We start from the raw sequence: 26,941 nt of genomic DNA, 5'->3' as shown, positions 1-26,941 counted from the left end.
GCGGTGGACGGTGTCGACCAGACGCTGGTGGTGCTGGCGGGCTTCGGTGCGGGGATCCTCACCTCGAGCGTCGGGGTCGCCTCGCTGCTGAGCTTCCCGATCCTGCTCGCCGTCGGCCTGCCGCCGGTGACCGCCAATGTGAGCAACACCATCGGCCTGGTGCCCGGCGGCCTGGGCGGGGCGGTCGGCTACCGCGAGGAGCTGCGCGCCGAGCCGGCGATCACCCGGCAGGTGATCGCCCTGACCGGAGTCGCCGGCGCGGTGGGAGCGGCGCTGCTGCTTGCCCTGCCGCCGGGTGTCTTCGAGGCCATCGTCCCGTGGCTGATCCTGGTGACCTGCCTGGTCGTGGGCGCCCAGCCGCGGATCTCGCGCTGGCTGGCCGTACGCCGCGAGCGGGCCGGCCACGACGGGTCGCCGCGGGTCCGGCTGTCGCCGGTCACGATCCTCTTCGTGCTGCTGACCGGCGTCTACGGCGGCTACTTCGGCGCCGGCGCGGGGGTGATGATGATCGCCACGCTCGCGCTCGGGCTCGACATCGACCTGCGGGTCATCGGCGGCATCCGGACCGCCTCGCTGCTGGCCTCCAACCTGGTCGCCGCGGTGATCTTCACCGTCGTCGCCGACGTCGACTGGGCGGTCGTGGGACTGCTCGCGGTGAGCTCGATCGTCGGCGGGTACGTCGGCGCCCGGGTCGCCCGGCGGATGTCGGTCTCCCTGCTGCGCAGCCTGGTCGTGGTCGCCGGGGTGGTCGCCTCCGGGGCGCTGCTGTTCGGCTGACCCTTCTCCGAGCGGTCGGGCGGTGGCGGGAATGACCCGCCCGGCACTTGCGTTGGGACAAGTAACCAAAGTTGAGTTGATCAGACTCAACTTATTTGTCAAACTCGCTGCGGCGGCGGACGATGGCCGCGTAGCAGGACCCAACACCGGAGGTAGGAAAGAAATGGCACGTGCGGTCGGCATCGACCTCGGCACGACGAACAGCGTCGTCGCCGTCCTGGAGGGTGGCGAACCCACCGTCATCGCGAACGCGGAAGGCGCCCGGACGACCCCGTCGGTGGTGGCCTTCGCCAAGTCCGGCGAGGTGCTGGTCGGCGAGGTCGCCAAGCGCCAGGCCGTGACCAACGTCGACCGGACCATCCGGTCCGTCAAGCGGCACATGGGCACCGACTGGAACGTCAAGATCGACGACAAGTCCTTCACCCCGCAGCAGATCAGCGCGTTCGTCCTGCAGAAGCTCAAGCGCGACGCGGAGGCCTACCTCGGCGAGACCGTCACCGACGCGGTGATCACGGTCCCGGCGTACTTCTCCGACGCGCAGCGCCAGGCCACCAAGGAGGCCGGCGAGATCGCGGGCCTCAACGTCTCGCGCATCGTGAACGAGCCGACCGCGGCGGCGCTGGCCTACGGCCTCGACAAGGGCGAGGGCGACCAGACCATCCTCGTCTTCGACCTGGGCGGCGGCACCTTCGACGTGTCCCTGCTCGAGGTGGGCAAGGACGACGACGGCTTCGCGACGATCGAGGTCAAGGCGACGTCCGGCGACAACCACCTCGGTGGTGACGACTGGGACGCCCGCGTCGTCGACTGGATGGTCAAGAAGTTCAAGGACAACAACGGTGTCGACCTCGGCGCCGACAAGATCGCGAAGCAGCGCCTGCAGGAGGCCGCGGAGAAGGCGAAGATCGAGCTGTCCTCGTCCGCCGAGACCACGATCCACCTGCCGTACATCACCCACGGCGAGTCCGGCCCGCTGCACTTCGAGGAGAAGCTCTCCCGCAGCGAGTTCCAGAAGCTGACGGCCGACCTGCTCGACCGCACCAAGGCGCCGTTCCAGTCGGTGCTCAAGGACGGCGGCGTCGCGGTCTCCGCGATCGACCACGTCGTGCTCGTCGGCGGCTCGACCCGGATGCCCGCGGTGACCGAGGTCGTCAAGGAGCTGCTCGGCGGCAAGGAGCCCAACAAGGGCGTCAACCCCGACGAGGTCGTCGCCGTCGGCGCCGCGCTCCAGGCCGGCGTGCTCAAGGGCGAGGTCAAGGACGTGCTGCTCCTCGACGTCACCCCGCTGAGCCTCGGCATCGAGACCAAGGGCGGCGTGATGACCAACCTCATCGAGCGCAACACCACCATCCCGACCAAGCGGTCCGAGATCTTCACGACCGCCGACGACAACCAGCCGTCGGTCGAGATCAAGGTCGCCCAGGGCGAGCGCCAGATGTGGTCGCAGAACCAGCCGCTCGGCAACTTCGAGCTGACCGGTCTGCCGCCGGCCCCGCGCGGCGTGCCGAAGATCGAGGTCACCTTCGACATCGACGCCAACGGCATCGTGCACGTGACCGCGAAGGACCAGGCGTCCGGGCGGGAGCAGTCGATGACGATCTCCGGCGGCTCCGCGCTGTCGAAGGACGACATCGACCGGATGATCAAGGAGGCGGAGCAGTACGCCGAGGAGGACGCCAAGCGGCGCGCCGCGGTCGAGACCCGCAACCAGGCCGACCAGCTCGTCTACACGACCGAGAAGTTCCTCGCCGACAACGCCGAGAAGCTGCCCGACGACGTGAAGACCGAGGTCCAGGCCGACGTCGACGCGCTCAAGGCCGTCCTCGAGAACGCCGACGCCACCGCGGAGGAGCTCCAGGCGGGCATCACCAAGCTCGGTGAGTCCAGCCAGAAGATGGGCGCCGCGATGTACGCCGCGGCCGAGGCCGACCAGGCCGCCGCCGGTGGCACTGCGGGCGCTGGCGGCTCGACCGGCGAGTCCGACGACGACGTCGTCGACGCCGAGATCGTCGACGAGGACCCGGAGGGCGAGACCAAGTGACCGAGGAGCGTTCGGTCGGCGGTGAGCAGTCCACCGAACCCGTCGAGGAGACGGTGGACCAGGCACCGCCGGCCGGCGGCCCGGCCGGTGCCGCCCCGAGCGGCGGTGGCCGACCCACCGAGTCCGACCAGGAGGGCGTGGAAGGGGCACCGCCGGCGGACGCCGGCCTCGAGGCCACGGTCGCCGAGCTGACCAACGACCTCCAGCGGCTGCAGGCCGAGTTCGTCAACTACAAGCGCCGCGTCGAGCGGGACCGCGAGCTGGTCAAGGAGAACGCGACGTACGCCGCACTCGCGCCGATCGTCGAGGTGCTCGACGCCGTCGACCGGGCCCGCGAGCACGGCGAGCTGGACCCGGGCTTCAAGGCCGTCGCCGACCAGCTCGAGCGGGTGGTCTCCGGGGTCGGGCTGACCAAGTTCGGCGCGCCGGGCGACGCCTTCGACCCGACGTTCCACGATGCGCTCAGCCACATCGGGGAGGATCCCGAGGTCGAGGTCACCACCTGCAAGGTGGTCGCCAAGGCGGGCTACCGCATCGGCGACCGGGTGGTCCGCGCCGCCCAGGTGCTGGTGGTCGACCCGCCGAGCGGCCCGACTGCGTGACGGCGCCGAGCACCGGATGGAACGAGGGAAGGGAGGTGCGCGATGAGCAACGCTGACGGCTTCCGGGCCGACTGGGCGCAGAAGGACTTCTACCAGGAGCTCGGCGTCGCCAAGGACGCCACGGCCGACCAGATCAAGAAGGCCTACCGCAAGCTCGCGCGCGCCAACCACCCCGACTCCAACCCCGGCGACACCGCCAAGCACGACAAGTTCAAGGCGGTCGCCGAGGCCTACGACGTGGTCGGCGACCCCGAGAAGCGCAAGAAGTACGACGAGATGCGGTCGGCCTACGCCGGCGGCTTCCGCGGCGGCTTCAGTGGCGGCGGGTTCCCGGGCGGCGAGGGCGGCTTCGACCTCAACGACCTGCTCCGCGACCGGGCCGGCGGGTCCGGTGGCGGCTTCGGCGACATGTTCGGCGACCTGTTCGGCGGCGGCGCGGGCCGCCAGGGCGGCCGCGCCCGCCGGGCCTCGCGGGCCCAGAAGGGCGCGGACGTCGAGACCTCGGCCACGATCAGCTTCACCGACGCCATCGACGGCGTCACCGTGTCGCTGCGGCTGACCGCCGACTCCGCCTGCCCGGACTGCAAGGGCACGGGCGGCAAGCCCGGCACCAAGCCGCGGGTGTGTCCCGAGTGCGAGGGCGCCGGGTTCGTCGTGGCGTCCGCGGGCGGCGCCTTCTCGATCAACGAGACCTGCCCGAGGTGCGGCGGGCGTCAGCTCATCTACGACGAGGCGTGCCCGACCTGCCACGGCAGCGGTCGCGGCCTCTCGGCGCGCACCATCCAGGCGCGGATCCCCGCGGGCGTCAAGGACGGCCAGCGGATCCGGCTGCGGGGCAAGGGCGCACCGGGCGAGAACGGCGGCGCGGCGGGCGACCTCTACGTCACCGTGAAGGTGTCCCCACACCGGCTCTTCGGCCGCAAGGACGACAACCTCACCATCGACGTGCCGGTCTCCTTCGACGAGCTCGCGCTCGGCGCGGAGATCAGGATCCCCACGCTGGGCGGCACGCCGGTGACCCTCAAGGTGCCGGCCGGTACGCCGAACGGGCGGACCTTCCGGGTCCGGGGCCGGGGGGCGCCGAAGTCCGACGGCAGCAAGGGCGACCTGCTCGCGACCGTCGAGGTCCAGGTGCCCGCGAGCGTCGACGGACCGGCCCGCGAGGCGGTCGAGGCGTACCGGTCCGCGACCGCCGGGCGCCCGCTGCGGACCAAGCTGTTCGAGGAGGCGTGACGTCGTGGCCGGCAAGCGACCGCCGTTCCAGCCGCCCGGCCCCGACGCCGCCGTCTTCGTGATCAGCGTGGCGGCCGAGCTGAGCGGACTGCACCCGCAGACCCTGCGCACCTACGAGCGGATGGGTCTGATCGTCCCGGCGCGCACCGGCGGCGGCGGTCGTCGCTACACCCACCGCGACATCGAGCTGCTGCGCGAGATCAGCGACCTGACCTCGTCCGGGATCGGGATCGAGGGGGTACGCCGGATCCTCGAGCTCGAGCACCGGGTCGCCGCGCTTGTGCAGCGCAACGAGGAGCTCCAGGCGGAGCTGGCCGCGGCCCGCGACGCGCTGCGGCAGGCCGCCGTGGCCCGGACCTCCGACTCGTCGCCGAGTCGGCTGCCCGCGCTGCGCCAGCCGGAGCCGGGCCAGTCGGTGGTGGTCTGGCGCCGCGGGCGCTGAGGCTTAGACGCGACGAGGTCCCGCCGGACGCTGTCCGGCGGGACCTCGCTGGTGTGCGGATCAGGCTGCGATCACGGCACGACGTGCACGACGATCGGGGTCGAGTAGATGTACTCGGCGAACGATGCGGTCTCGGTGTAGAACGCCTGGTAGGTGTAGTCGCCCACGGGGAGCTCCTGGACCTTGCCCAGGAAGCTGTACCCGCCGAACTCGAACGTGCCGTCGGCGGCGACGCCGTCCATGCAGCAGTAGTCGGGCGAGGAGCTGCCGCCCTTCTTGTTGCCGTCCTTGTAGATGTCGACCCAGCCGGTGGTCGCCGGCTTGTCCTTGTACTGCACGGTGCCGGTCAGCGCGGGCAGGTCCCAGCTGTTGGTGGCCTTCGAGATGGTGAACTCGGTCGCCGACACCGAGATGGCCGAGTTGTAGACCTTGACCGTGGTCGACTTCTTCTTGCCCTTGTACTTCGCGGTCACGCTGTAGGTGCCGGGGGCGTTCGTGCTCGACAGCTGGTAGGACGCCTTGCCCTTCTTCAGCTTCTTGGTCGCGGCGGCGGTGCCGTTGACCGTGAAGGAGACCTTGCCCTTGGCCTTCTTCTTGCCCTTGCTGACGACCGCGGTGACCTTCACGCCCTTCTGGCCGACGTGGGAGTACTTGGCCGAGCGCTTGAGCTTGACCTTGACCTTCTTCTTCGCCTTCTTGGCCACGGCCTGGCCGTGCTGGGCCGCCTGGGTGGCGCCGGCCTGGCCGGCGCTCGACGGCGCTGCCTGGGCGGAGGTGAGGGCGGCGGTCGGCAGGCTCAGGGCCAGCGCCGCGACGACCGCGGTGGCGGTGCGACTGATGAGGTTCATGCTGGAGGCTCTCTACGCTCGGGTGATCGGACGCCCCGAGGGCTGTCCTCCCCCGAGACCCCCGGTGCTTGCCCCGGGGCGGACTAGTCAAAACGGGTGGTCTAGACCACTTCGGACAAGAATTGTCCGTTGGGTTGAACTTGAGTGGAATGGACTCAAGTTTGTTGACGTTGCTTCAGTGAATGGCCACGAAACGGTGGCCGAGGCACGAGATCAGCAGGAGAATCACGCCCATGAGCCAGTTCGGCGCCGAGAAGTTCACCACCCGCAGCCGCGAGGCGATCGAGGCCGCCCAGGTCGCGGCGACCACCGCGGGCAACTCCACCGTCGAGCCCGTCCACCTGCTGGTGGCGCTGCTGCTCCAGGAGGGCGGCACCCCCGCGTCGCTGGTCGGCAAGGCCGGTGCCGACCCCGCCGCCCTGGTGCGCGCGGCGGTCGCCGTCCGCGACGGCCTGCCGACCGCCAGCGGTGCGAGCGTGCAGACGCCCAAGGGCTCGCCGGCGCTCACGCGGGTGCTGGCGAGCGCGCTCGACCTCGCGGGCAGTCTCAACGACGAGTACGTCGCGACCGAGCACCTGCTGATCGCGATCGCCACCGTCGAGAGCCCCGCGCAGCGGGTGCTGACCGACGCCGGCCTGACCGCCGACGGGCTGCGGGAGGGCCTGACCGCCGTCCGCGGCAACCGCCGGGTGACCAGCGAGGACGCCGAGTCGACGTACGAAGCGCTCGAGAAGTACTCCGTCGACCTCACCGCCGCCGCCGAGGAGGGCCGCCTCGACCCGGTCATCGGCCGCGACGCCGAGATCCGCCGGGTCGTCCAGGTGCTGAGCCGGCGCACCAAGAACAACCCGGTCCTGATCGGCGAGCCCGGCGTCGGCAAGACCGCCGTCGTCGAGGGGCTCGCCCAGCGCGTGGTCGCCGGCGACGTGCCCGACTCGCTCAAGGGCCGCCGGGTGCTGAGCCTCGACCTGGCTGCGATGGTCGCGGGCGCGAAGTACCGCGGGGAGTTCGAGGAGCGGCTCAAGGCCGTGCTCGACGAGATCAAGTCGGCCGAGGGACAGGTCATCACGTTCATCGACGAGCTGCACACGGTCGTCGGCGCGGGCGCCGGCGGCGACTCCGCGATGGACGCCGGCAACATGCTCAAGCCGATGCTGGCCCGCGGCGAGCTGCACATGATCGGTGCGACCACGCTCGACGAGTACCGCGAGCGGATCGAGAAGGACCCCGCGCTGGAGCGCCGCTTCCAGCAGGTCTTCGTCGGCGAGCCCAGCGTCGAGGACACCATCCAGATCCTGCGCGGCATCCAGGAGAAGTACGAGGCGCACCACGGCGTCCGGATCACCGACGCCGCCCTGGTCGCGGCGGCGACCCTCTCCGACCGCTACATCACCGGGCGCCAGCTGCCCGACAAGGCGATCGACCTCGTCGACGAGGCGGCGTCCCGGCTGCGCATGGAGATCGAGTCCTCCCCGGAGGAGATCGACCAGCTGCGTCGCCAGGTCGACCGGCTCAAGATGGAGCAGTTCGCGCTCGAGAAGGAGAGCGACGACGCCTCCCGCGAGCGGCTCGCCGCGCTGCGCCAGGACCTGGCCGACCAGGAGGAGCAGCTGCGTGGGCTCGAGGCCCGCTGGGAGCGGGAGAAGTCCTCGCTCGAGGGCGAGGGCGAGCTGCGCCGCCAGCTCGACCAGCTCCGCGTCGAGGCCGAGAAGCTCCAGCGCGACCAGGAGTACGAGAAGGCCAGCGAGCTGCTCTACGGCCGGATCCCCGAGCTCGAGCGCCGGATCCACGAGGCCGCGGACGCCGAGAAGGCCGAGACCGACAGCGCCCCGCTCGTCGGCGAGGAGGTCGGTGCCGAGCAGGTCGCCGAGGTCGTCGAGGCCTGGACCGGCATCCCGGTCGGCCGGATGCTCGAGGGCGAGACCGCCAAGCTGCTCCGCATGGAGGAGGTCATCGGCGAGCGGCTGATCGGTCAGCGGGCCGCGGTCACCGCCGTCAGCGACGCCGTACGCCGCTCCCGGGCCGGGCTCTCCGACCCCAACCGGCCCACGGGCTCGTTCCTCTTCCTCGGCCCGACCGGCACCGGCAAGACCGAGCTCGCGAAGTCGCTGGCCGACTTCCTCTTCGACGACGAGCGCGCGATCGTGCGCATCGACATGAGCGAGTACTCCGAGAAGCACTCGGTGGCCCGTCTCGTCGGTGCCCCTCCGGGCTACGTCGGGTACGACGAGGGCGGCCAGCTGACCGAGGCCGTGCGTCGTCGGCCGTACTCGGTCGTGCTGCTCGACGAGGTCGAGAAGGCGCACCCCGAGGTCTTCGACATCCTGCTCCAGGTGCTCGACGACGGCCGGCTCACCGACGGCCAGGGCCGCACCGTGGACTTCCGCAACACGCTGCTGATCCTGACCAGCAACCTCGGCTCGAACTTCCTCGTCGACCCCACGCTCGACGTCGCCAAGAAGCGCGAGTCGGTGCTGGCCACGGTGCGCGCGTCGTTCAAGCCGGAGTTCCTCAACCGGCTCGACGAGGTCGTGATCTTCGAGGCGCTGACCCGCGAGGAGCTCACCCACATCGTCGACCTGCAGCTCGCCCTGCTCGAGAAGCGGCTCGCCGTCCGGCGGATCACGATCTCGGTCACCGACCCGGCGAAGCGCTGGCTGGCCGACACCGGCTACGACCCGGCGTACGGCGCCCGGCCGTTGCGCCGCCTGATCCAGACCGCGATCGGCGACCCGCTGGCGAAGATGCTGATCGGCGGACAGGTCGCCGACGGCGGCAGCGTCACCGTCGACCGGTCCGACGAGGGCCTGACGATCACGGCGACTGCCTGAGCGGGTCGTCCGCCTCCGGAGGGTGTCCACACCCCGGAGAGGCGGACGACCCGTCGGGCGGCGCCCGGCCGCGTGATGGAATGGGCCGCGTGACCGAACCGACCCGCGACCGCCCTCGCCAGGTGACCCTGGCGGGCTGGCTGCTGATGATCGGCTCGGGCCTCGTCGTCGTGCTCGTCTACCAGCGCGTCGCCGGCCTGCACTCGCTCGAGACGCAGGCGGCGGTCGACCGCTTCCTGTCGGAGCCGCCGGGCTCCGACCTGGGCCTGTCCTCCGACGCCGTGATCACGCTGATGCGCACGCTCGCGATGGTCACCGGCGGCTGCGCGGCCGCCGCGGCGATCCTGGGCTACCAGGTGCTGCAGCGCAGCCGCGCCGCCCGGCTGGTCGTCACCGTCCTGGCCGTGCCGCTGTTCTTCGCCGGACTGGTGACCGGCGGGTTCCTGACCTCGGTGGTCGCCGCATCGGCGACGATCCTGTGGCTCCAGCCGGCGCGCTCGTGGTTCGACGGGACCATCGCGCCCGAGCGTCGTACGGCGTCGGCGTCGGCGCCGTCGGCCTCGCCGGTCCCGCCGGCCTCGTCGGCTCCGCTGGCCCCCATGCCGCCCGGTGCCCAGCCCGTCGCCCCTTCCGCCACGCCGCCGCCCGCGAGCGACCCGGCTCCGCGGCCGCGGATCGTGGTCCTGGCCTGCGTGCTGACCTGGGTCTGCACGGCGGCCACGGTCGTGGCGCTCATCGCGAGCGCCGTGGTGCTGGCGATCTCGCCCGACGAGATGCTCGACCAGGTGCACCGCGACAGCCCGGAGCTGGCCCAGCAGGGGATCTCCGACGACCTGCTGATCGCCGCGACGTACCTGCTGATCGCCGGTGTCGTCATCTGGTGCCTGTCGGCGGCGGTCCTGGCGGTGCTGGTGCTCCGCCGGGTCGACTGGGCGCGGATCGTGCTGATCGTCTCCGCCGTGACCGCCGCCGCGCTCTGCCTGCTCGGCACGGTGATGGGCGCGATCCTGCTGGTGCTGCCGCTGCTCGCCAGCGTGCTGTGCGCCGCGCTGCTGGTGCGGCCGGAGGCCCGCCAGTGGTTCGCGCGGCGGGATGCCCTCTGACGAGGCGCGACCGCTCGACCTAGCGCGCCAGGTCGGCCTTCACCAGCCGGGCCACGCCCTCCTCGATGACCGCCGACTCCTTGCAGAAGGCCCAGCGGACCTGGTGCCGGCCGGCGTCGGAGTCGTAGAAGGCCTGGGCCGGGATCGCGACCACGCCGGCCCGCTCGGGCAGCGCCTGGCAGAAGGCCCGGCCGTCGGGCCAGCCGAGGTCCGCGATGTCGGTGGTGGCGAAGTACGTCCCCTCGGGCACGCGGACGTCGAGACCGACCTCGGCGAGCCCGGAGCAGAGCAGGTCGCGCTTCTCGCGCAGCTCGGCCGCCAGCGCGACCGGGAAGTCGGCGGCCTCGTCGAGCGCGTAGGCGACGGCGGGCTGGAGCGGCGAGCCCGAGGTGAAGGTCAGCCACTGCTTCGCCGCCAGCAGCGCACCCACCAGCTCGGCCGGGCCGCTCGCCCAGCCGACCTTCCAGCCGGTGAACGAGTACGACTTGCCGGCGCTGGAGAGCGTCAGCGTCCGCTCGAACATGCCGGGCAGCGTGGCCAGCGGGACGTGCACGTGGTCGTCGTACACGAGGTGCTCGTAGACCTCGTCGGTGATCACCACCAGGTCGTGCTCGACGGCGACGTCGGCGACCGCCTGCAGCTCGGCGCGGGTGAGCACCGTGCCGGTGGGGTTGTGCGGCGAGTTGAGCAGCACGAACCGGGTCCGCGGCGTCACCGCCGCCCGCAGCTCGTCGGGGTCGAGCCGGAAGTCGGGTGCGCGCAGCGTGACCGGGCGGCGTACGCCGCCGGCCATCTGGAGCATCGCGGGGTAGGAGTCGTAGTAGGGCTCGAGCACGACGACCTCGTCGCCGGGGTTGACCAGGCCCAGCAGCGCGGCCGCGACGCCCTCGGTGCAGCCGGTGGTGACGGCGACCTGGCGGTCCGGGTCGAGCTCGATCCCGTAGTGGCGTTGCTGGTGCCGGGCGATCGCCTGGCGCAGGGCCGGCAGGCCGGCCCCGGGCGCGTACTGGTTGTGGCCGTTCTCGAGTGCCTGCACGGCGCGGGCGATCACCTCGGGCGGCCCGTCGACGTCCGGGAAGCCCTGGCCGAGGTTGACCGCCCGGGTGCGGGCGGCGAGCGCCGACATCTCGGAGAAGATCGTCGGTGGGATGCCCTCGAGGCGGTGCGCGAGCATGTGCCGACCCTAGCCGGGCACGAGGCACGAGTGCCCGGCGCGGGGAGGCAGGTTGAGCAAGCCCGCGGCCGAGGGACGAGGCCGCGACGGCGCGTCGAAACCCAGTCGCGGATGCGGTTGCAGTCGTCGCGTGGGGAGGCAGGTTGAGCAAGCCCGCGGCCGAGCCAGTGAGAGGCGCGACGGCGCGTCGAGGCGAGGGCCGGGACGCCGATACGCTCGGGCCCGTGGACGAGACCCTCACGACCGACCTTGCCCGTGACGTGGACGCTCGGTGCCGGCTGACCGGGGAGTTCACGCTCCGCTCGGGCCAGCAGGCGACGGAGTACTTCGACAAGTACCTCTTCGAGGCCGACCCGCACCTGCTGCTGCGCGTGGCCCGGGAGATGGTCGAGCTGCTGCCGGCCGGCACCGACCTGCTCGGCGGGCTCGAGCTCGGCGGGGTCCCGATCGCGACGATGGTCAGCAGTCTCACCGGTCGGCCGGCGCTCTTCGTGCGCAAGAAGGCCAAGGAGTACGGCACCTGCAAGCTGGCCGAGGGGCCCGACGTCGCGGGCCGCAGCGTCACCCTGATCGAGGACGTGATCACCACCGGCGGCGCCGTACGCGACGCGGCCACCGCGCTGCGCGCGGCCGGCGCCGTCGTCGAGGTCGTGGTCTGCGCGATCGACCGCAGCCCGGAGGGCGCGAACCCGCTCGCGGACATCGGTCTCGAGGTGCGGCCGGTGCTCACCAAGGCGCAGCTGGACGCCGCTCGCGGGTGAGTCTCGCGGCGGCGGCCCAGGGCGGCGAGGACCTCGGCGTCATCGGGTCGGCCGCCGTCGACCTGATGGCGGCGATCGGCGCGCCGGGCGTCGGGGTGCTGCTCGCCGTCGAGGCGGTCTTCCCCCCGATCCCGAGCGAGATCGTGCTGCCGCTCGCGGGCTTCGCCGCCAACCAGGGCACCTTCTCCCTCATCGCCGCGCTCGCCTGGGCGACCATCGGGTCCATGGTCGGCGCGCTGCTGCTCTACGAGGCGGGCCGGCGGTTCGGCCGCGACCGGGTGCTGGCGATCTGGCTCCGGCTGCCGTTGGTCGACGAGCACGACTTCGCGCGCACCGAGGCGTGGTTCGACGAGCACGGCCAGAAGGCGGTCTTCTTCGGCCGGATGGTGCCGCTCTTCCGGAGCCTCATCTCGATTCCCGCCGGCACCCAGCGGATGCCGTACGGCCGGTTCGTGCTGCTCACCCTGGCCGGCAGCACCCTCTGGAACACCGCGTTCATCGTGGGCGGCTACCTCCTCGGCGAGGAGTGGCACCGCATCGAGGAGGTCGCCGGCTGGCTCCAGCTCGCCGTCGTGGCCGCGGTCGTCGCGGCGGGGGCGTGGTGGCTGGTGCTGCGGATCAGGCGCCGTCGTTCTGCTGCGGATGGTGGGTCGTCGGCAGGCCCATGATGTCGAGGTCGGGGACGCCGTCGCCGTCGTTGTCCTCGGCGCGCTTGCCCGACGTACGGCGGTGCCGCCACCACTCGTAGGCGATCGGCACGACGGTGAAGGCCAGGATCACCAGGATCGCCTTGTCGATGTTCTCGCCGAGACTCGGGAAGGCCTGGCCGAGGGTGAAGCCGAGCAGCAGGATGCTGCCCACCCACAGCACGGCACCGATGAAGCTCCACACGAAGAACCGGCGCCGATCCATCCGGGTCACCCCGGCGACGACGGTGATGAACGTGCGCACGAACGGCACGAACCGGCCGATCACCAGCGCCTTGTTGCCGTGCTTCTCGAAGAACGCGTGGGTCTGGTCGAAGTACTTCTTCTTCAGCAGCCGGCCGTCGCGCTCGTAGAGCGGCGGCCCGATCGCGCGCCCGATCTCGTAGCCCACGACGTTGCCGAGGAAGGCCGCGATCGTGAGCAGCACGAACGCGATCAGCAACTCGACGATCGGCGGCGTGCCGAACATGTCGATGCGGCCGGAGTTCAGGAAGAGGCCCAGGGCGAAGAGCAGGGTGTCGCCGGGCAGGAACGGGAAGAACAGCCCGCACTCGACGAAGATGATCGCCAGGCTGACCCAGTAGAAAGCGCCCCCGAAGCGGTCGAGGAGCCAGTTGGGGTCCATCCAGTCCATCCCGAGCAGCATCGGCTGCGCGAGCAGGACGTCGATCACGCGATAACCGTACCTGTCGGGTCCTGACCGCTCCGTCATCGCCTAGCGTTTTCACCCATGGCGGTGCAGAGCGATGCGCAGGATGACGAACGTGCGCCGTACGACCCGATGCCGCACGGCCCCGCCGAGGTCGGCGTCGGGCCGTGGGTCGGGCCGTGGCCGGAGGGGGAGCGGTACGACGCGCGGCTGCTCGCCGAGGGCGACCGGCGCAACGTCGTCGACCGCTATCGGTACTGGACGGTCGAGGCGATCGTGGCCGACCTCGACACCCGCCGGCACGACTTCCACGTCGCGATCGAGAACTGGCAGCACGACTTCAACATCGGCACGATCGTCCGCACCGCCAACGCCTTCCTCGCCGCCGAGGTGCACATCGTCGGCAACCGCCGGTGGAACCGCCGCGGCGCGATGGTGACCGACCGCTACCAGCACGTGCGGCACCACGCGACCGCCGCCGAGCTCGCGGCGTACCTGCGCGAGCACCCCGACGGCCCGGTCGCGTTGTACGGCGTGGACAACCTGCCCGGCTCGCTGCACCTGGAGACGACCTCGCTGCCGCGCCGGGTCTGCTTCCTGTTCGGTCAGGAGGGGCCCGGCCTGTCCGATGCGGCCCGGGAGGCCTGCGACGCGACGTTCTCGATCGCGCAGTTCGGCTCCACCAGGTCGATCAACGCCTCCGCCGCCGGCGCGATCGCCATGCACTCCTGGGTGCGGCAGCACGCCGACCTGTCCGGCGAGGACGCCTGGCGGGGTTGAGTCCCAGCCCCGGTCAGCGGCGGGTCTTGGCCGCACACACCACCACGAAGGAGGTGCGGTCGACCGGCGTGAACGCGTAGATCCACTCCTTCGTGGACACGCGGCGCGATCACCGATTGCCGGCCGCCCCCGATGCGTCGGGCGCCCGATGGTCGAGAAGATCGCGGATCGCCGCGATCGCGGCAGCCCCGTCGGCGACCACGGTGCCCACGTCGGCGGGCAGCTCCCAGGGATCGACGAGCACGAGCGGGACGCCGGTGCGCCGGGCGAGGGCGATCTCGCTCAGCGTGCCCCAGCTGCACCCGATCGCCAGCACGGCGTCCGCGGCGCGGACGAGGAGCCCGTTGCGCAGCTCGCCCAGCCCGGTCGGCAGCAGGTAGGTGTGCTCCGGACTCCCGGCAGCGCGGTCGGTGCCGGGCATCAGTCCGATCGCGACCCCACCGACGTCCCGGGCGCCGCGCGCGGCGGCCTGCATCACGCCGTGGTGACCTCCGGTGAGGAGCACGGCCCCGCCCTCGCCCAGCAGGCGGCCCGCGACCTCGGCGTGCCGGAGGTCGGCGGCCCGGGCGCCGTCGGCCGGGCCGACCACGGCGACGTACCGGCCGTTGAGGACCATGGCGCCACGCTACGACCCCGCCCGCCCGAGACGGCCTGCCGGGCGATCGAGGGGTAGCCACTAGGGTCGGTGGCAGAGATCCGACGTCCGTCCGAGGAGCGCAGTCAGATGCCCATCGTCACCCCCGAGAAGTACGCCGAGATGCTGGACGCCGCGAAGGGAGGAGCGTTCGCGTTCCCGGCGATCAACGTGTCCTCCTCGCAGACCCTCAACGCGGCCCTGAAGGGCTTCGCCGACGCCGGGTCCGACGGCATCATCCAGGTCTCGACCGGCGGCGCGGAGTACCTCTCCGGCCCGTCGGTGAAAGACATGGTCGCCGGCTCGGTCGCGTTCGCGGCGTACGCCGCGGAGGTCGCCAAGAGCTATCCGGTCAACATCGCCCTGCACACCGACCACTGCCCGAAGGACAAGCTCGACGGCTTCGTCCGGCCGCTGCTCGCGATCAGCGAGGAGCGGGTCGCGCGCGGCGAGGCGCCGCTGTTCCAGTCGCACATGTGGGACGGCTCGGCGGTGCCGCTCGACGAGAACCTCATCATCGCCGAGGAGCTGCTCGACCGCTGCCTCAAGGCCAAGGTGATCCTCGAGATCGAGGTCGGCGTCGTCGGTGGCGAGGAGGACGGCGTCGAGAACGCCATCAACGACAAGCTCTACTCGACCCCCGAGGACGCCATCGCCACCGCGCGGGCGCTCGGCCACGGCGACCGGGGCTACTACATGACCGCGCTGACCTTCGGCAACGTGCACGGCGTCTACAAGCCCGGCAACGTCAAGCTCCGTCCCGAGGTGCTGCAGGAGGCTCAGGCCGCGGTCGCCGGCGAGTTCGGCCTCCCGGCCGGCTCGAAGCCCTTCCACCTGGTCTTCCACGGCGGCTCCGGCTCGTCGGCCGAGGAGATCGCTGCGGCCGTCGACTACGGCGTGGTGAAGATGAACGTCGACACCGATACCCAGTACGCCTTCACCCGCCCGGTCGCCGCGCACATGTTCCAGAACTACGACGGGGTGCTCAAGGTCGACGGCGAGGTCGGCAACAAGAAGACCTACGACCCCCGCTCGTGGGGCAAGGCCGCCGAGGCCGGCATGGCCGCCCGGGTCGTCGAGGCCTGCGAGAACCTGCGCTCGGCGGGCAAGTCGATCGGGTGACCGAGGACCGCGCCGGGCTCGCCCGGTGACCCGACGCAGGGCGGCGACCGCGGTCGCCGCCCTGCGTCGTCTTCGGTCTCGGCCGGCCTACTCGGGGGAGGCCGCCGCGGCCGGGAAGCCGGTGTGCCGGGGCCGCTCGTAGCAGAGCACGGCGACCAGGCCGACCAGCAGCACGGCGGCGGGCAGCAGCATCGACTGGGCCATCGCGGACGCGAAGTCGTCCATCACCTGCGCCGGCATCGCCCCGGAGCCGGCCGCCTCGGGACTGCCGGCCCCGCTGAGACCGAAGTGCGCCAGTCGGGAGTCCATCAGCACCGCGATCGCGGCCGCGCCGAGCACGCCGCCGACCTGGCGGGTGGCGTTGAAGACCCCGGCGCCCGCGCCGGCCTGCTGGATCGGCAGGTTGCGCATCGCGGTCGCGGAGACGGGCGACCAGATCGTGGCGTTGCCGACGCCCATCAGGATCATCGGCAGCACCAGCTGCCACAGGTGGGCGTCGGGCGTCATCTGGGTCGAGAGCCAGAAGAACGACGTCGCGATCATCGTGAAGCCGAAGCCGGCGATCACCCGCGGGTGCACCGCGTCGGTGAGCCTGCCGACCGGCCGGGCCAGCACGATCACCATGATCGCCATCGGCACCAGCAGCGACGCGGCCTCGGTGGGGGAGTACCCCCGCACGGCCTGGGCGTAGATCATGAACGGGAAGCCGATCGAGGTGATCGAGAAGCCCATCACGCTGATCGCGACGTTCGACAGCGAGAAGTTGCGGTCGCCGAACAGGCCCAGCGGCACCAGCGGCTCGCGGGTGTTGCGGCGCTGCCACAGCACGAACGCCGCGAGCACGACCAGTCCGCCGACGATCATCGCGATGATCCATCCGGACCAGGCGTGCTGGTGGCCCTCCTGGATGCCGAACACCAGCAGGAACATGCCGACGCCGGACAGCGCGACGCCGAGCCAGTCGAAGGAGTGCTGGTGGGTCTCCAGCACCGGCACCAGCCGCAGCGCGAGCACGAAGCCGACGATGCCGACCGGGACGTTGATGAAGAAGATCCACTCCCAGCCCAGCCCGTCGACCAGCACGCCGCCGAGCAGCGGCCCGACGACCATCGAGACCCCGGAGGTGGCGCCCCACAGCGCCATCGCCTTGCCCCGCTGCGCGGCCGGGAAGATCCGGGTGATCACCGCCATCGTCTGCGGTGTCATCATCGCCGCGCCGAGGCCCTGGACCACGCGCGCCACGACCAGCGACTCCACGGTCGAGGTCAGCCCGCAGGCCAGGGAGGCGGCCGTGAACACGGCCAGGCCGATCAGGTAGATGCGCCGGGGGCCGAACCGGTCGCCGAGTCGGCCGGTGATCAGCACGGGCACGGCGTACGCGAGCAGGTAGGCGCTGGTCACCCACAGGACGGAGTTCACGTCGGCGCCGAGATCGGTGATGATCGCCGGCGTGGCCACCGAGACGATCGTCATGTCGACGAGGATCATGAAGAAGCCGAGGCACAGCGCGTAGAGCGCCGGCCAGGGCCGCTTGCCGCCGACGAGCTCGATCGGGGCGGCGGTGGGGGTCTCGGTCACAACGGCCAGTCAACACCCGACCATGGACAATTGGCTCCATGAGCTCTCTCAGTGGTCAGGACCTGATGGCGGGACCGCCGCCCACGCTGCTCCCCGAGGACCCGGCCGCGGCCGACCTGGTGCCCGGCGCGGATGCGATGGACGTCGCCCGCCGGCACCCCGAGTCGCCGTACGCCTGGGCCGCGCTCGCGACGGCGGCCGCGGAGGCCGAGGACGACCCGGTGACGATCTACGCCTATGCGCGGGTCGGCTACCACCGCAGCCTCGACCTGCTGCGGCGCAACGGCTGGAAGGGCCACGGGCCGGTGCCGTGGGAGCACGAGCCGAACCGCGGCTTCCTCACCTGCCTCGCGCTGCTCGCTCTCGCGGCCCGCGCGATCGGCGAGGACGCCGAGTGGGAGCGCTGCTCGACGTTCCTGCGCGACTCCAGCCCGACGGCGTACGACGAGCTGCTCGGCGACCAGGACTAGGAAACCGCTAGGAAACTGCTGAACAACGCGTTGTTCGGCAGTTTCCTAGCCGCCCTTCGCGACCCGGATCAGATCGGCGGCCGCGCCGGCCGGCCGCCGGTGCCGGAGCCAGACGGCGCGGAGCTCGCGGGACAGGTCGAGCCCGGACACCGCGACCGGGACCAGCTGGCCGGTCGCGATCTCGGCCGCGACCGCGAGCTCGCTGAGCACGGCGGGGGCGGTGCCGGCCGCGGCGGCGGCCTTGACCGCCGCCGTGCTCGCCAGCTCCAGCCGGGACGCGCCGAGGTCGTGCCCGGCGAGCGCCAGCGCGCGGACCAGCGTGTCGCGGGTGCCCGAGCCCTCCTCGCGCAGCACGAGGTCGCCGGCGACCAGCTGCTCGGGCGTCACCGGCGTGCGCCGGCGGGCCCAGGGGTGCCCCGGTGCCACGACGACCACGAGCGCGTCCCGGGCGACCGTCGTCGCGGCGACCGCGCGCGGCACCGTCGGCGACTCCACGAACCCCAGCGGCACCTCGCCGCTGCCCACCCGGGCCAGCACCTCGACCGAGTTGCCGACCTCGAGGCTGACCCGCAGGTCGGGGTGGGTGCTGCGGAAGCGCGCCAGCCAGGCCGGAGCGAGGTGCTCGGCCACCGTCAGGCTCGCCGCGACGGTCAGGTGCGCCGCGCGGGCCTCGGCCAGCGAGCGCGCGCCGAGCGTGACCCGGTCGACCCCGGCGAGCGCGTCGCGGGCCCAGGCGACCACGACCTCGCCCTCGGTGGTGAGCCGTGAGCCGCCGGGCGTACGGACCAGCAGTCGCAGCCCGAGCTGCCGCTCCAGGCGGCTCAGCGAGCGGCTGGCGTTGGGCTGGGCCATGCCGACCGCGCGGGCGGCGGCACCGAGCGAGCCGGTCTCGGCGACCCGGACCAGCAGGTCCAGGGCGGTCAGGTCCGGGCGCTCGGGCATGCGCCGATGATATGGCCAGCGGTCTACTCATATCAGCAGAGCATGGGTCGAGGCCGGATCGACGGCTACCGCCGACCGGGCTCCGCCGGAAGGCTGGAGCCATGCTCAGCCGACACGTCGCCGCCCTGCCGGGTCTCGGTCTCGCCGCCGGCGGTGGCGCCGTCGCCCTGGCGGCGCACGCCGCGGTGCCGCAGCTGAGTCCGACGCTGGTGGCGATCGTGCTGGGCATCGGGTGCAGCATCGTGCTCGCGGGCCGAGGGGGCGTCGCGAGCACGATGCGGCCGGGGCTGCGGGTCGCGTCCCGCCGGGTGCTGCGGGTGGGCGTCGCGCTGCTGGGTCTGCAGCTGGTGCTGCCGGAGATCCTCGCGCTGGGCTGGCCGATGCTCGTGGTGATCGCCGGCGTCGTGCTGCTCGGCATCGCCGGCACGCTGGCGCTGGCCCGGCCCCTCGGCGTACCTCCGGAGCGGGCGCTGCTCGTCGCCTGCGGGTTCTCGATCTGCGGGGCCGCGGCGGTGGCGGCGGTCGAGGGGGTACGCCGCTCCCGCGACGAGGACGTCGCAACGGTCGTGTCGCTGGTGGTCGTCTTCGGCAGCGTGGCGATGCTGGCGCTGCCGCTCGGCGCCGTCGCGCTGGGCCTCTCGGCGACGGCGGCCGGTGCCTGGGCCGGCGCCTCGGTCCACGAGGTCGGCCAGGTCGTGGTGGCCGGCGGCCTCGTGGGCGGCGTCGCCCTCCAGGTGGCGGTCGCGGTCAAGCTCGGCCGGGTGCTGATGCTCGCGCCGGTGCTGGCTGCCCTCTCGTGGCGGTCGCGCCGGGCGCCCCACGACGGCGTACGCCGGCCGCCGCTCGTGCCGGGCTTCGTGCTGGTCTTCGTGGCGGGTGCGATCCTGCGCACCGCCGCGCCGGTGCCCGCCGGGGTGCTCGACGCCGCCGCACTGGTGCAGTCGGGCGCCCTGGCCGCGGCGATGTTCGCCCTCGGGTGCGCGCTGGAGGTCGCGGTGCTGCGTCGCACCGGCGGCCGGCTGCTGGGCCTGGCCGCCGCGGCGACCGGCCTGGTGGCCCTGCTCGGCCTGCCGGCAGCGCTCGTCGCTGGCTAGATGACTAATTCCAAGGCCTCGCACGCTGCGCGACGCTCATCATCCGCTCCGGCGGCGTTGCCGACGCTTGAAAGACGTCCAGTCTGCCGACGCATCGGCGCCTTGCCGGAGCGGCGCTGAGCGCCGCTCGCTTGCACGATCCCTTGGGATGAGTCATCTAGTGGCCATCACCGTTGATTCACCAAGGGTCTACGCACCCAGTGCACGCACCTCGCGGCGTTGCCGTCGCTTGCTGGACAAGCAAGTAGAGCCGCGCTCCGGCGACGCTCCTATGGGACGTCAAGTGGTGCTGCCGGCTTGGAGGAGTCGGTAGAGGTCTCGTGCGATGTATCGCTTGAGGCAGCGTTTGATCTCGCGGGGTGTCTTGCCCTGGGTAGTTCGTCGGGCCACGTAGTCACGGGTGCGTTGGTCGTGGCGGCAGCGGGAGAGGGCGACGGTGTGCAGGGCGCGGTTGAGCTGTCGGTCGCCGCGGCGGTTGAGGCGGTAGCGGGTGGTGACCTGGCCGCTGTTGGCTGGGATGGGTGCGACCCCGGCCAGCATCGCGAACGCCGCTTCGGAGCGGACTCGGCCGGGGTGGGACCAGTCGCACAGCACGGTCGCGGCGACGATCGGTCCGACGCCGTGCTGGGCGAGGAGGTCGGGTCGCCAAGACCGCACGATCGCCAGGATGGCTCGCTCGTGCTCGGCGGCTTCTTCGGTGAAGGCTTGGATCCGGCGCGCCAGGGTGCGCAGCATGGTGACCGCGGTCCGTGTCTCGACGTCCCACGAGGCGCGAGTGCGCAGGTTCCGTGCGACTGCGGGCATGGCGGATGCCTTGAGACCGCGGAATCGTTCCCGCACAGGCTCCGGTGCGGCAATGACCAGGCTGAACAGCTGTCGTCGGGCGTCGCTGGCCGCGTCCACGGCGGAGCGGCGGACGGTGAGCAGCATCGAGAGGGAGTGACGCTCTGCGGCCTGATCCCCGCCGTCGCGCGGGCCACCCAGCTTGGTGCGGGAGAGCGCCTCACGGGCTGCGCGGATCGCGTCGAGGGGATCAGACTTCGCGCCGTTGCGGCGCTTGGTCCGGACCGGTCGATCGAGTTCGATCACCAGTTCGTCTCGCGTGCGGAGGTGGCGGGTCAGGCCGGCGCCGAAGCTGCCGGTGCCTTCGATCGCCCACGCGCGCAGGGTGGCATGCTCGTCGGCGAACTCCGTCAGCTGGGCGTAGCCGTCGGGAGTGGCGTCGACGGTGATCTGGTCGAGCACACCGCCGGTGCGGGCATCCACCGCAGCTGCGGAGTGTGTGTGGACGTGGGTGTCGACGCCGATGACGACATCGACCACCTCACGCAGGTCGGTCACACTGGTCATGCGTTCTCTCCTATGCCGGAAGGGACGTGGTTCCGGTCCGGGACGGAGATTCGGCGGGACTGTGATGAGACACGACGGGCGACGATAACGCCCGCCGGTCAAGCTCCTAATCAGGCCAGCTCCTCCGACCGGGCCGGGGCCGGTGACCACGAGCGGACGAGTCGCCAGAAAGGCACGAGGCCAGCCTTGCCAAGAGTCACGCCCGCGGCCACCGAGGACAGCCCAGCACGATCAGGCTGCGTACGCGATCCTCACAGCCTTGCGAGGCACGCACCCTGAGCACGGATACCCCCGACGTATCAACAGCGATGACCACGAGGGTGTTGAGGCTAGGCCGGCCGGGTCAGCAGCGACCGCACCTTGTCGGCGCCCAGCGCGAGGAAGAGCGTCGGCAGCCGCGGCCCGCGGTCGGCGTCCACGAGCAGGTTGTAGAGCAGTCGGAAGAAGTCCCTCTGGTCCTGCTTGACCTGGTCGGTCGGGGCGTCGTCGAGGCCGAGGCCGCGGGCGAGCTTGGGCACGCCGTAGATCAGCTCGGTGGTCGGCTCGAGCTCGAGGTGGTCGGGCAGCCGGTCGAGCAGCTGGCCCAGCCAGAGCTCCTCGTCCTCGGAGAGTGCCGCGAGCCGTTCGGCGTCGGCGGTCTCGCGCACCGTCGTGCGGTCCGCGCTCGGCACGAAGTCGGCCATCCAGGCCATCGCCTTGCCCAGCCGCGGCTGTAGGTCGGTGACCGAGTCGTGCGCGTGGCCGACGTCGCCGACGATCCGGCTGATCAGCTCCGCGCTCCCGGCGGTGACGTCGGCGACCGACGAGAGCAGCCGGAACGGCACCACGACCGGCGGGGTCGGCAGCGTGCCGGCCGCGGCGGTGGCCGAGGCCCGCTCGAACGCCAGCACCTGGGCGTCGCGCTTCACCCCGTCGACGGCCTTGCGACCGAGCGCGTCCCATTCGTCGTAGAGCCGCACGACCTCGGGTCCGAAGTCGATGGTGAAGGCCTGCTTGGGCTGCCGGCGCACGTAGAGCCAGCGCAGGATCGGCGCCTCGAGGATCCTCAGCGCGTCGGCCGCGGTCGGTACGCCGCCGGCCGAGGACGACATCTTCTGCACGCCGGCGAAGCCGACGAAGGCGTACGCGACGTACGACGGGGCGCGGAAGTCGAAGACCCGCTTCACCAGCTCCTTGCCGACGGTGTACGACGAGCCGGGGGTGGAGTGGTCGAGCCCGCCCGGCTCGAAGTCGACGCCCTCGTAGGCCCACCGCATCGGCCAGTCGACCTTCCAGACGAGCTTGCCCTCGTGCTGGGTCGCGACGTTGGTGACGCCCGCGAACCCGCACGAGGAACAGGTGTAGGACAGGTCGGTGGTCTCGTCGTCGTACGCCGTGATCTCGACCGTGTCGCGGCCGCACTCGCGGCAGTAGGGCTTGTAGGGGAAGCGGGCGAGGTCGCCGGTGCCGGTCTGCTCGTCCTCCTCGGCGACGGACTCCTCGAGGGCCGCGGCCTCCTGGTCGCTCTCGGCGACCGGCTCGGCCTTCTTGGTGCGGTGCCTGCCCAGCACCTCCTCGATGACGTCGCGGTGCCGGATCGCGTGCAGGACCTGCTCGGTGTAGGCGCCGGAGCGGTACTGCTCGGTCTGGGAGACCTCCTCCATCTCGATGCCCATCTCGGCGAGCGCCGAACGCAGCGGCGCCTTGAAGTGCTCGGCCCACGACTCGTGGCACTCCCACGGATCGGGCACGGCGGAGAGTGGGCGGCCGATGTGCTCGGCCCAGGAGGGGTCGACGCCGGCGGGCACCTTGCGGAAGCGGTCGAAGTCGTCCCAGCTGTGCAGGTGACGCACGGCGACGCCGCGGCGGCGGATCTCCTCGGCGACGAAGTGCGGGGTGATGAACTCGCGCAGGTTGCCCAGGTGGATGGGGCCCGACGGGCTGGCGCCGGACGCGCAGGTGATCCGGCGGTCGGCGCCCCCGGTCTCGTGCGCGTGGCGGATCGCGTCGTCGGCGGCGCGGGTGACCCAGTCGTGCGGCTCGCCGGACTGCGCGCCTCGTGCCATCGGTGCTGCTCCTGCTGTGGTGGGGACGTCGGGGCCTCAACGCTACCGGTCGCCCCGGTCCGGAAATGACCCGGACATGACCCGGGACCCGACCCGGGGCACGGCCCGGGGCACGGCCCTGAATGACGGAGTGCCGGGACCACCGCCCAGTGGCAGTCCCGGCACCTCCTGCACGCGCCGAAGCCCCGCTCGACCTCATCCCCCGATGTGGGTCGTGCGGCGTGGTCGCGCCCCGAGATGAACCTCGCGGCCCCACCTCACGGCGCTTGCGCGCGTGGCGGGATCATGGCACTGACATCTCCGTGCCAGCCCGAGCAAAGTGGCCGCTGGCACTAACATGCCAGGATGGCCCGCCACCGGACCCTGCTCAGTGCGCTGGGCTACGCCGCCGACGTCGACCGGCTCTACCAGCGGCTGCGGCCGCAGTCCGGCCGCGACCTGGACCGGGTCGCCGCGGCGATGTTCCGCACCCCCGACGAGCTGATGGCGGAGGCCGGCCCGCTGGTCGAGGCCGGTCTGGTCCACCTGGACGACGGCCGGCTCGAGGTGGCCGCCCCGGTCGAGGTGCTGCGCGGCGTCGTCGAGTCCCAGGCGGCGTCCGCCGGTCGCGCCCAGCGCCTGCTCGACAGTGTCGGCCAGGCGATCGAGGTGCTTGCGGCGGAGCAGCAGCTGTCGTCCAGCGCGGACGACGCGACCACCGAGCCGGTGCGCGGCGAGCTGTGGGTCGGCGGCGACGTCTTCAGCCGGGTGCGCAGCCTGCTGCTCGACCACGACGGCGACCTGCTCTGGCTGCGGCCCGACCAGTGGCGCGGGCCGCGCGAGGACCGGATGATCGACCTGGTCGCGACCGTCGTCGCCCGGGGCCGCCGGTCACGGGCGATCTACCCGATCCGCGCGCTGCACGACGCCCCCGAGGTGCTGGCGGCCCGGCTCCGGGTGGGCGAGCAGGTGCGGGTGCTGCCCGAGCTGCCCACCCGCCTGCTCGTCGTCGGCGACACCCACGCCGTGATCCCCGAGCCCGTCGGCCTGGCCGACCTGCCGCTCTCGGTGCTGCGCCAGCGAGGGGTGATCGAGGCGATGCGGATGTGGTTCGAGGAGCTCTGGGGGCGCGCGGCGGTCCCCGCGCTGGAGGAGGCCGAGCCGCTGGTGGACCTGCGCCGGTTCCTGCTCGAGCAGCTCGCCGAGGGCGCGCACGACGAGCAGATCGCGCGGAAGCTGGGCATCAGCCTGCGCACGGTCCGGCGCCGCGTGGCCGCGCTGATGACCGAGCTCGGAGCCGACTCGCGGTTCCAGGCGGGGGTCGAGGCCGCCCGGCGCGGCTGGCTCTGAGCGATACCCAGTGACGATCTGGTCGTTCCCAGGCGACCGGAACAACCAGATCGTCACTGGGTATCGGGACGGCGGGCCGGGCTCTAGTCGCGGTCGCGGTCGCGGGGCAGCAGGAGGTGGTACGCCGTGGTCTCGACGCGCCAGGTGCGCTGGCGCTCCGGGCCGTAGATCTCGCCGTCGGCGCTGCACCAGAAGGGACCGCCGGAGACCGACACCCGCTCGCCGCGCAGGTAGGTGACGTCGTCGCGGTGGTGATGGGTCGCGGACCCGAGTCGGAGCCCGTAGAGCACGCGCGCCAGCGGGCCGGTCGAGCGGGAGATCATCACGTCCAGGCGGCCGTCGAACGGGTCGGCCTCGGGGGTCAGGTGGGTGCCGCCGCCGACCGACGGACCGTTGCCGACGGCGACCATCAGCACCGGTTCGTCGACGTCGCAGGCGACCTCGCCGTCGACCTCCACCCGCAGCCGTACGGTCGGCGGGTCGATCGCGGTCCGCACCGCGCCGATCGGGTAGCCGAGCCGGCCGAGGTTGACCGGGCCGAACCCGAGCGAGCCGAGGCGGTTCTTCCAGGCCGCGCCCCGCCGGCTCGCCTCCGCGCCGGCGCCGACGTGCACGTTGTTGACCACGACCTCGCCGACCTCGTCGACGACCAGGTCCATCGGCCGCGGCGCACCGGCCAGCACCACCCGAGCTGCCTCCGCGGGCTCGAGCGGCAGGCCGGTGCCGCGGGCGAAGTCGTTGCCGGTGCCGAGCGGGATCAGCCCGAGCACGGCGTCCTTGAGCTCCCGGCGCCGGTGCAGCGCGGAGACCACCGCGTGCAGGCTGCCGTCGCCGCCGGCGACGACGATCCGCCGCGAGCCGGCCCGGTGCAGCACGCCGTCGAGCTCTCCGGGCTTGCTCGTCGACGCGACCTCGACCGACGCCCGCTCGCGGAGCACGGCGAGCGCGGGCGCCAGTCGCTCCTCGTCCGAGGTGCCGGCCTCGGAGTTGGTGATCACCAGGAGCGGGTCCATTCCGCGGACCCTAACCGACGGCTCGGGCTCCCGAACCATCCTTTGGTAGCGTGTGGCCGCAAGAGCTCCGGTGCACTTGTGCCGGGGCTGCTTCGTTTTCTAGAGGGAGAACGCATGCCGGCGATCGCCATCATCGGAGCCCAGTGGGGCGACGAGGGGAAGGGCAAGGCGACCGACCTCCTCGGCAGCCGCGTCGACTACGTCGTGAAGTTCAACGGCGGCAACAACGCCGGCCACACCGTGGTCATCGACCGGGGTGACAAGCAGGAGAAGTACGCCCTGCACCTGCTGCCCAGCGGCATCCTCACGCCCGGCTGCACGCCGGTGATCGGCAACGGCGTCGTCGTCGACCTCGCGGTGCTGTTCGAGGAGCTCGAGGGGCTCGACGCCCGCGGCGTCGACACCAGCCGGCTGCGGGTCAGCGCCAACGCGCACGTGATCGCCGACTACAACCGGACCCTCGACAAGGTGACCGAGCGGTTCCTCGGCTCCCGCCGGATCGGCACCACCGGGCGGGGCATCGGCCCGACGTACGCCGACAAGATGAACCGGGTCGGGATCCGCATCCAGGACATCTTCGACGAGAAGATCCTGCGCCAGAAGGTCGAGGGCGTCCTCGACCTCAAGGGCCAGATCCTCACCAAGGTCTACAACCGCCGACCGGCCACCGTCGACGAGACGGTCGAGGAGCTGCTGGCGTACGCCGAGCGGCTCGCCCCGATGGTCTCCGACACCGGCCTGCTGCTGAACCAGGCCCTCGACCGGGGCGAGACCGTGCTGCTCGAGGCGGGCCAGGCCACCCTGCTCGACGTCGACCACGGCACCTACCCGTTCGTGACCTCCTCGTCGGCGACCTCCGGCGGCGCGTGCACCGGCTCGGGCATCCCGCCGACCCGACTGGAGCAGGTCATCGGGATCGTCAAGGCCTACACGACGCGCGTCGGCGAGGGCCCCTTCCCGACCGAGCTGCACGACGACGCGGGCGAGCACCTGCGCAAGGTCGGCGCGGAGTTCGGCACCACCACCGGCCGGCCCCGCCGGTGTGGCTGGTACGACGCCGTGATCGCCCGCTACGCCGCGCGCGTCAACGGCGTCACCGACTTCGTGCTCACCAAGCTCGACGTGCTCACCGGCCTGGAGCGGGTGCCGGTCTGCGTCGCCTACGACGTCGACGGCACCCGCCACGACGAGATGCCGGTCAACCAGACCGACTTCCACCACGCCGTACCCATCTACGAGTACCTCGACGGCTGGTGGGAGGACATCTCCGAGGCCCGCACCTTCGCCGACCTGCCCGCGAACGCGCGGCGCTACGTCGAGGCCGTCGAGGAGATGTCCGGTGCCCGGATCTCGGCCGTCGGCGTCGGCCCGTCGCGCGCCGCGACCGTCGTCCGGCACGAGCTGATCTGAGGCCGC

At 72.1% G+C, this 26,941-nt stretch carries 24 protein-coding genes; 15 read left to right on the top strand and 9 right to left on the bottom strand.

Features of this window, described 5'->3' with window-relative positions; all coding sequences use genetic code 11:
• The first annotated feature begins 3 nt into the window (after positions 1 to 3).
• From KM427_RS23580 to KM427_RS23560, 5 genes are all read left to right on the top strand, one after another.
• A complete protein-coding gene (locus KM427_RS23580; RefSeq protein ID WP_215525522.1) occupies positions 4 to 777 on the top strand; it encodes a sulfite exporter TauE/SafE family protein in 774 nt (257 codons plus the stop codon).
• Positions 778 to 940: 163 nt separating this feature from the next.
• Positions 941 to 2,818, top strand: coding sequence for a molecular chaperone DnaK (gene dnaK / locus KM427_RS23575; RefSeq protein WP_215525521.1), 1,878 nt, complete (start codon positions 941 to 943; stop codon positions 2,816 to 2,818).
• A complete protein-coding gene (grpE, locus tag KM427_RS23570) occupies positions 2,815 to 3,420 on the top strand; it encodes a nucleotide exchange factor GrpE (protein ID WP_252274811.1) in 606 nt (201 codons plus the stop codon). The genes dnaK and grpE overlap by 4 nt, the downstream gene beginning before the upstream one ends.
• 42 nt (positions 3,421 to 3,462) lie before the next feature.
• Positions 3,463 to 4,653 (top strand): molecular chaperone DnaJ, encoded by a 1,191-nt coding sequence (gene dnaJ / locus KM427_RS23565; RefSeq protein WP_183595241.1) that lies wholly within the window; start codon positions 3,463 to 3,465, stop codon positions 4,651 to 4,653.
• Positions 4,654 to 4,657: 4 nt separating this feature from the next.
• Entirely contained in the window at positions 4,658 to 5,095 is a 438-nt protein-coding gene (locus tag KM427_RS23560) for a heat shock protein transcriptional repressor HspR (RefSeq protein ID WP_183595242.1), read from the top strand.
• Positions 5,096 to 5,166: 71 nt separating this feature from the next.
• Here the strand turns inward: KM427_RS23560 and KM427_RS23555 are convergent, their stop codons facing one another.
• Positions 5,167 to 5,943 carry an Ig-like domain repeat protein gene (locus KM427_RS23555; protein ID WP_215525520.1) on the bottom strand — a complete coding sequence of 259 codons (777 nt, stop codon included), beginning with the start codon at positions 5,941 to 5,943 and terminating at the stop codon, positions 5,167 to 5,169.
• 233 nt (positions 5,944 to 6,176) lie between these two features.
• Between KM427_RS23555 and clpB the strand changes: the two genes are divergently transcribed.
• Both clpB and KM427_RS23545 read left to right on the top strand, forming a co-directional pair.
• A complete protein-coding gene (gene clpB / locus KM427_RS23550; protein ID WP_215525519.1) occupies positions 6,177 to 8,774 on the top strand; it encodes an ATP-dependent chaperone ClpB in 2,598 nt (865 codons plus the stop codon).
• Positions 8,775 to 8,863: 89 nt separating this feature from the next.
• Positions 8,864 to 9,877 carry a hypothetical protein gene (locus KM427_RS23545; RefSeq protein WP_215525518.1) on the top strand — a complete coding sequence of 338 codons (1,014 nt, stop codon included), beginning with the start codon at positions 8,864 to 8,866 and terminating at the stop codon, positions 9,875 to 9,877.
• 19 nt (positions 9,878 to 9,896) lie between these two features.
• Here KM427_RS23545 and KM427_RS23540 read toward each other — a convergent pair whose 3' ends face one another.
• Positions 9,897 to 11,051 (bottom strand): pyridoxal phosphate-dependent aminotransferase, encoded by a 1,155-nt coding sequence (locus KM427_RS23540; RefSeq protein ID WP_215525517.1) that lies wholly within the window; start codon positions 11,049 to 11,051, stop codon positions 9,897 to 9,899.
• Between the two features lie 224 nt (positions 11,052 to 11,275).
• Here KM427_RS23540 and pyrE point away from each other — a divergent pair, with 224 nt between their 5' ends.
• Together pyrE and KM427_RS23530 are read left to right on the top strand one after the other, a co-directional pair.
• Complete coding sequence (gene pyrE / locus KM427_RS23535; protein WP_215525516.1) at positions 11,276 to 11,812, top strand: orotate phosphoribosyltransferase; 537 nt, start codon at positions 11,276 to 11,278, stop codon at positions 11,810 to 11,812.
• Complete coding sequence (locus KM427_RS23530; RefSeq protein WP_215525515.1) at positions 11,809 to 12,480, top strand: DedA family protein; 672 nt, start codon at positions 11,809 to 11,811, stop codon at positions 12,478 to 12,480. Before pyrE ends, KM427_RS23530 begins: the two co-directional genes overlap by 4 nt.
• Here KM427_RS23530 and KM427_RS23525 read toward each other — a convergent pair.
• Positions 12,431 to 13,192, bottom strand: coding sequence for a DedA family protein (locus KM427_RS23525; protein ID WP_252274809.1), 762 nt, complete (start codon positions 13,190 to 13,192; stop codon positions 12,431 to 12,433). The two genes, KM427_RS23530 and KM427_RS23525, sit on opposite strands and share 50 nt — an antisense overlap.
• 57 nt (positions 13,193 to 13,249) lie before the next feature.
• On the opposite strand from KM427_RS23525, the gene KM427_RS23520 reads away from it, so the two are divergent.
• Positions 13,250 to 13,948 carry a TrmH family RNA methyltransferase gene (locus KM427_RS23520; RefSeq protein WP_502887144.1) on the top strand — a complete coding sequence of 233 codons (699 nt, stop codon included), beginning with the start codon at positions 13,250 to 13,252 and terminating at the stop codon, positions 13,946 to 13,948.
• A 109-nt stretch (positions 13,949 to 14,057) separates the two neighbouring features.
• On the opposite strand, the gene KM427_RS23515 is transcribed toward KM427_RS23520, so the two are convergent.
• Entirely contained in the window at positions 14,058 to 14,564 is a 507-nt protein-coding gene (locus KM427_RS23515) for an SLOG cluster 4 domain-containing protein (RefSeq protein WP_215525514.1), read from the bottom strand.
• Between the two features lie 108 nt (positions 14,565 to 14,672).
• On the opposite strand from KM427_RS23515, the gene fbaA reads away from it, so the two are divergent.
• Positions 14,673 to 15,704: a class II fructose-bisphosphate aldolase gene (gene fbaA / locus KM427_RS23510; protein ID WP_215525513.1), complete on the top strand. Its 1,032-nt coding sequence runs from the start codon at positions 14,673 to 14,675 to the stop codon at positions 15,702 to 15,704.
• Between the two features lie 87 nt (positions 15,705 to 15,791).
• Here the strand turns inward: fbaA and KM427_RS23505 are convergent, their stop codons facing one another.
• On the bottom strand, positions 15,792 to 17,282 hold the full coding sequence (locus KM427_RS23505) for a DHA2 family efflux MFS transporter permease subunit (RefSeq protein WP_252274807.1): 1,491 nt from the start codon (positions 17,280 to 17,282) through the stop codon (positions 15,792 to 15,794).
• 38 nt (positions 17,283 to 17,320) lie between these two features.
• Here KM427_RS23505 and KM427_RS23500 point away from each other — a divergent pair, with 38 nt between their 5' ends.
• Positions 17,321 to 17,752, top strand: a complete 432-nt coding sequence (locus KM427_RS23500) for a DUF3151 domain-containing protein (RefSeq protein ID WP_183595249.1) — start codon at positions 17,321 to 17,323, stop codon at positions 17,750 to 17,752.
• Positions 17,753 to 17,797: 45 nt separating this feature from the next.
• Here the strand turns inward: KM427_RS23500 and KM427_RS23495 are convergent, their stop codons facing one another.
• Positions 17,798 to 18,694, bottom strand: a complete 897-nt coding sequence (locus tag KM427_RS23495) for a LysR family transcriptional regulator (protein ID WP_215525512.1) — start codon at positions 18,692 to 18,694, stop codon at positions 17,798 to 17,800.
• Positions 18,695 to 18,795: 101 nt separating this feature from the next.
• Between KM427_RS23495 and KM427_RS23490 the strand changes: the two genes are divergently transcribed.
• Positions 18,796 to 19,788, top strand: a complete 993-nt coding sequence (locus tag KM427_RS23490) for a YeiH family protein (protein ID WP_215525511.1) — start codon at positions 18,796 to 18,798, stop codon at positions 19,786 to 19,788.
• A 279-nt stretch (positions 19,789 to 20,067) separates the two neighbouring features.
• On the opposite strand, the gene KM427_RS23485 is transcribed toward KM427_RS23490, so the two are convergent.
• Both KM427_RS23485 and lysS read right to left on the bottom strand, forming a co-directional pair.
• The gene (locus KM427_RS23485) at positions 20,068 to 21,138 is read right to left on the bottom strand and encodes an IS110 family RNA-guided transposase (RefSeq protein WP_215525510.1); all 1,071 of its coding nucleotides are present in this window, start codon (positions 21,136 to 21,138) and stop codon (positions 20,068 to 20,070) included.
• Between the two features lie 329 nt (positions 21,139 to 21,467).
• Positions 21,468 to 23,183, bottom strand: a complete 1,716-nt coding sequence (lysS, locus tag KM427_RS23480; RefSeq protein ID WP_215525509.1) for a lysine--tRNA ligase — start codon at positions 23,181 to 23,183, stop codon at positions 21,468 to 21,470.
• Between the two features lie 345 nt (positions 23,184 to 23,528).
• On the opposite strand from lysS, the gene KM427_RS23475 reads away from it, so the two are divergent.
• Positions 23,529 to 24,512 (top strand): helix-turn-helix transcriptional regulator, encoded by a 984-nt coding sequence (locus KM427_RS23475; protein WP_183595253.1) that lies wholly within the window; start codon positions 23,529 to 23,531, stop codon positions 24,510 to 24,512.
• Between the two features lie 83 nt (positions 24,513 to 24,595).
• On the opposite strand, the gene KM427_RS23470 is transcribed toward KM427_RS23475, so the two are convergent.
• Positions 24,596 to 25,525, bottom strand: a complete 930-nt coding sequence (locus KM427_RS23470) for a diacylglycerol/lipid kinase family protein (protein ID WP_252274804.1) — start codon at positions 25,523 to 25,525, stop codon at positions 24,596 to 24,598.
• Positions 25,526 to 25,639: 114 nt separating this feature from the next.
• On the opposite strand from KM427_RS23470, the gene KM427_RS23465 reads away from it, so the two are divergent.
• Positions 25,640 to 26,935: an adenylosuccinate synthase gene (locus KM427_RS23465; protein WP_215525508.1), complete on the top strand. Its 1,296-nt coding sequence runs from the start codon at positions 25,640 to 25,642 to the stop codon at positions 26,933 to 26,935.
• Positions 26,936 to 26,941 lie beyond the last annotated feature (6 nt).

Origin of the sequence: Nocardioides sp. LMS-CY, from assembly GCF_018732145.1 — a bacterium.
Lineage (GTDB): Bacteria > Actinomycetota > Actinomycetes > Propionibacteriales > Nocardioidaceae > Nocardioides > Nocardioides soli.
Note: the sequence above shows the minus strand (reverse complement) of the source record. Positions and strands in the feature narration are given on the sequence as shown.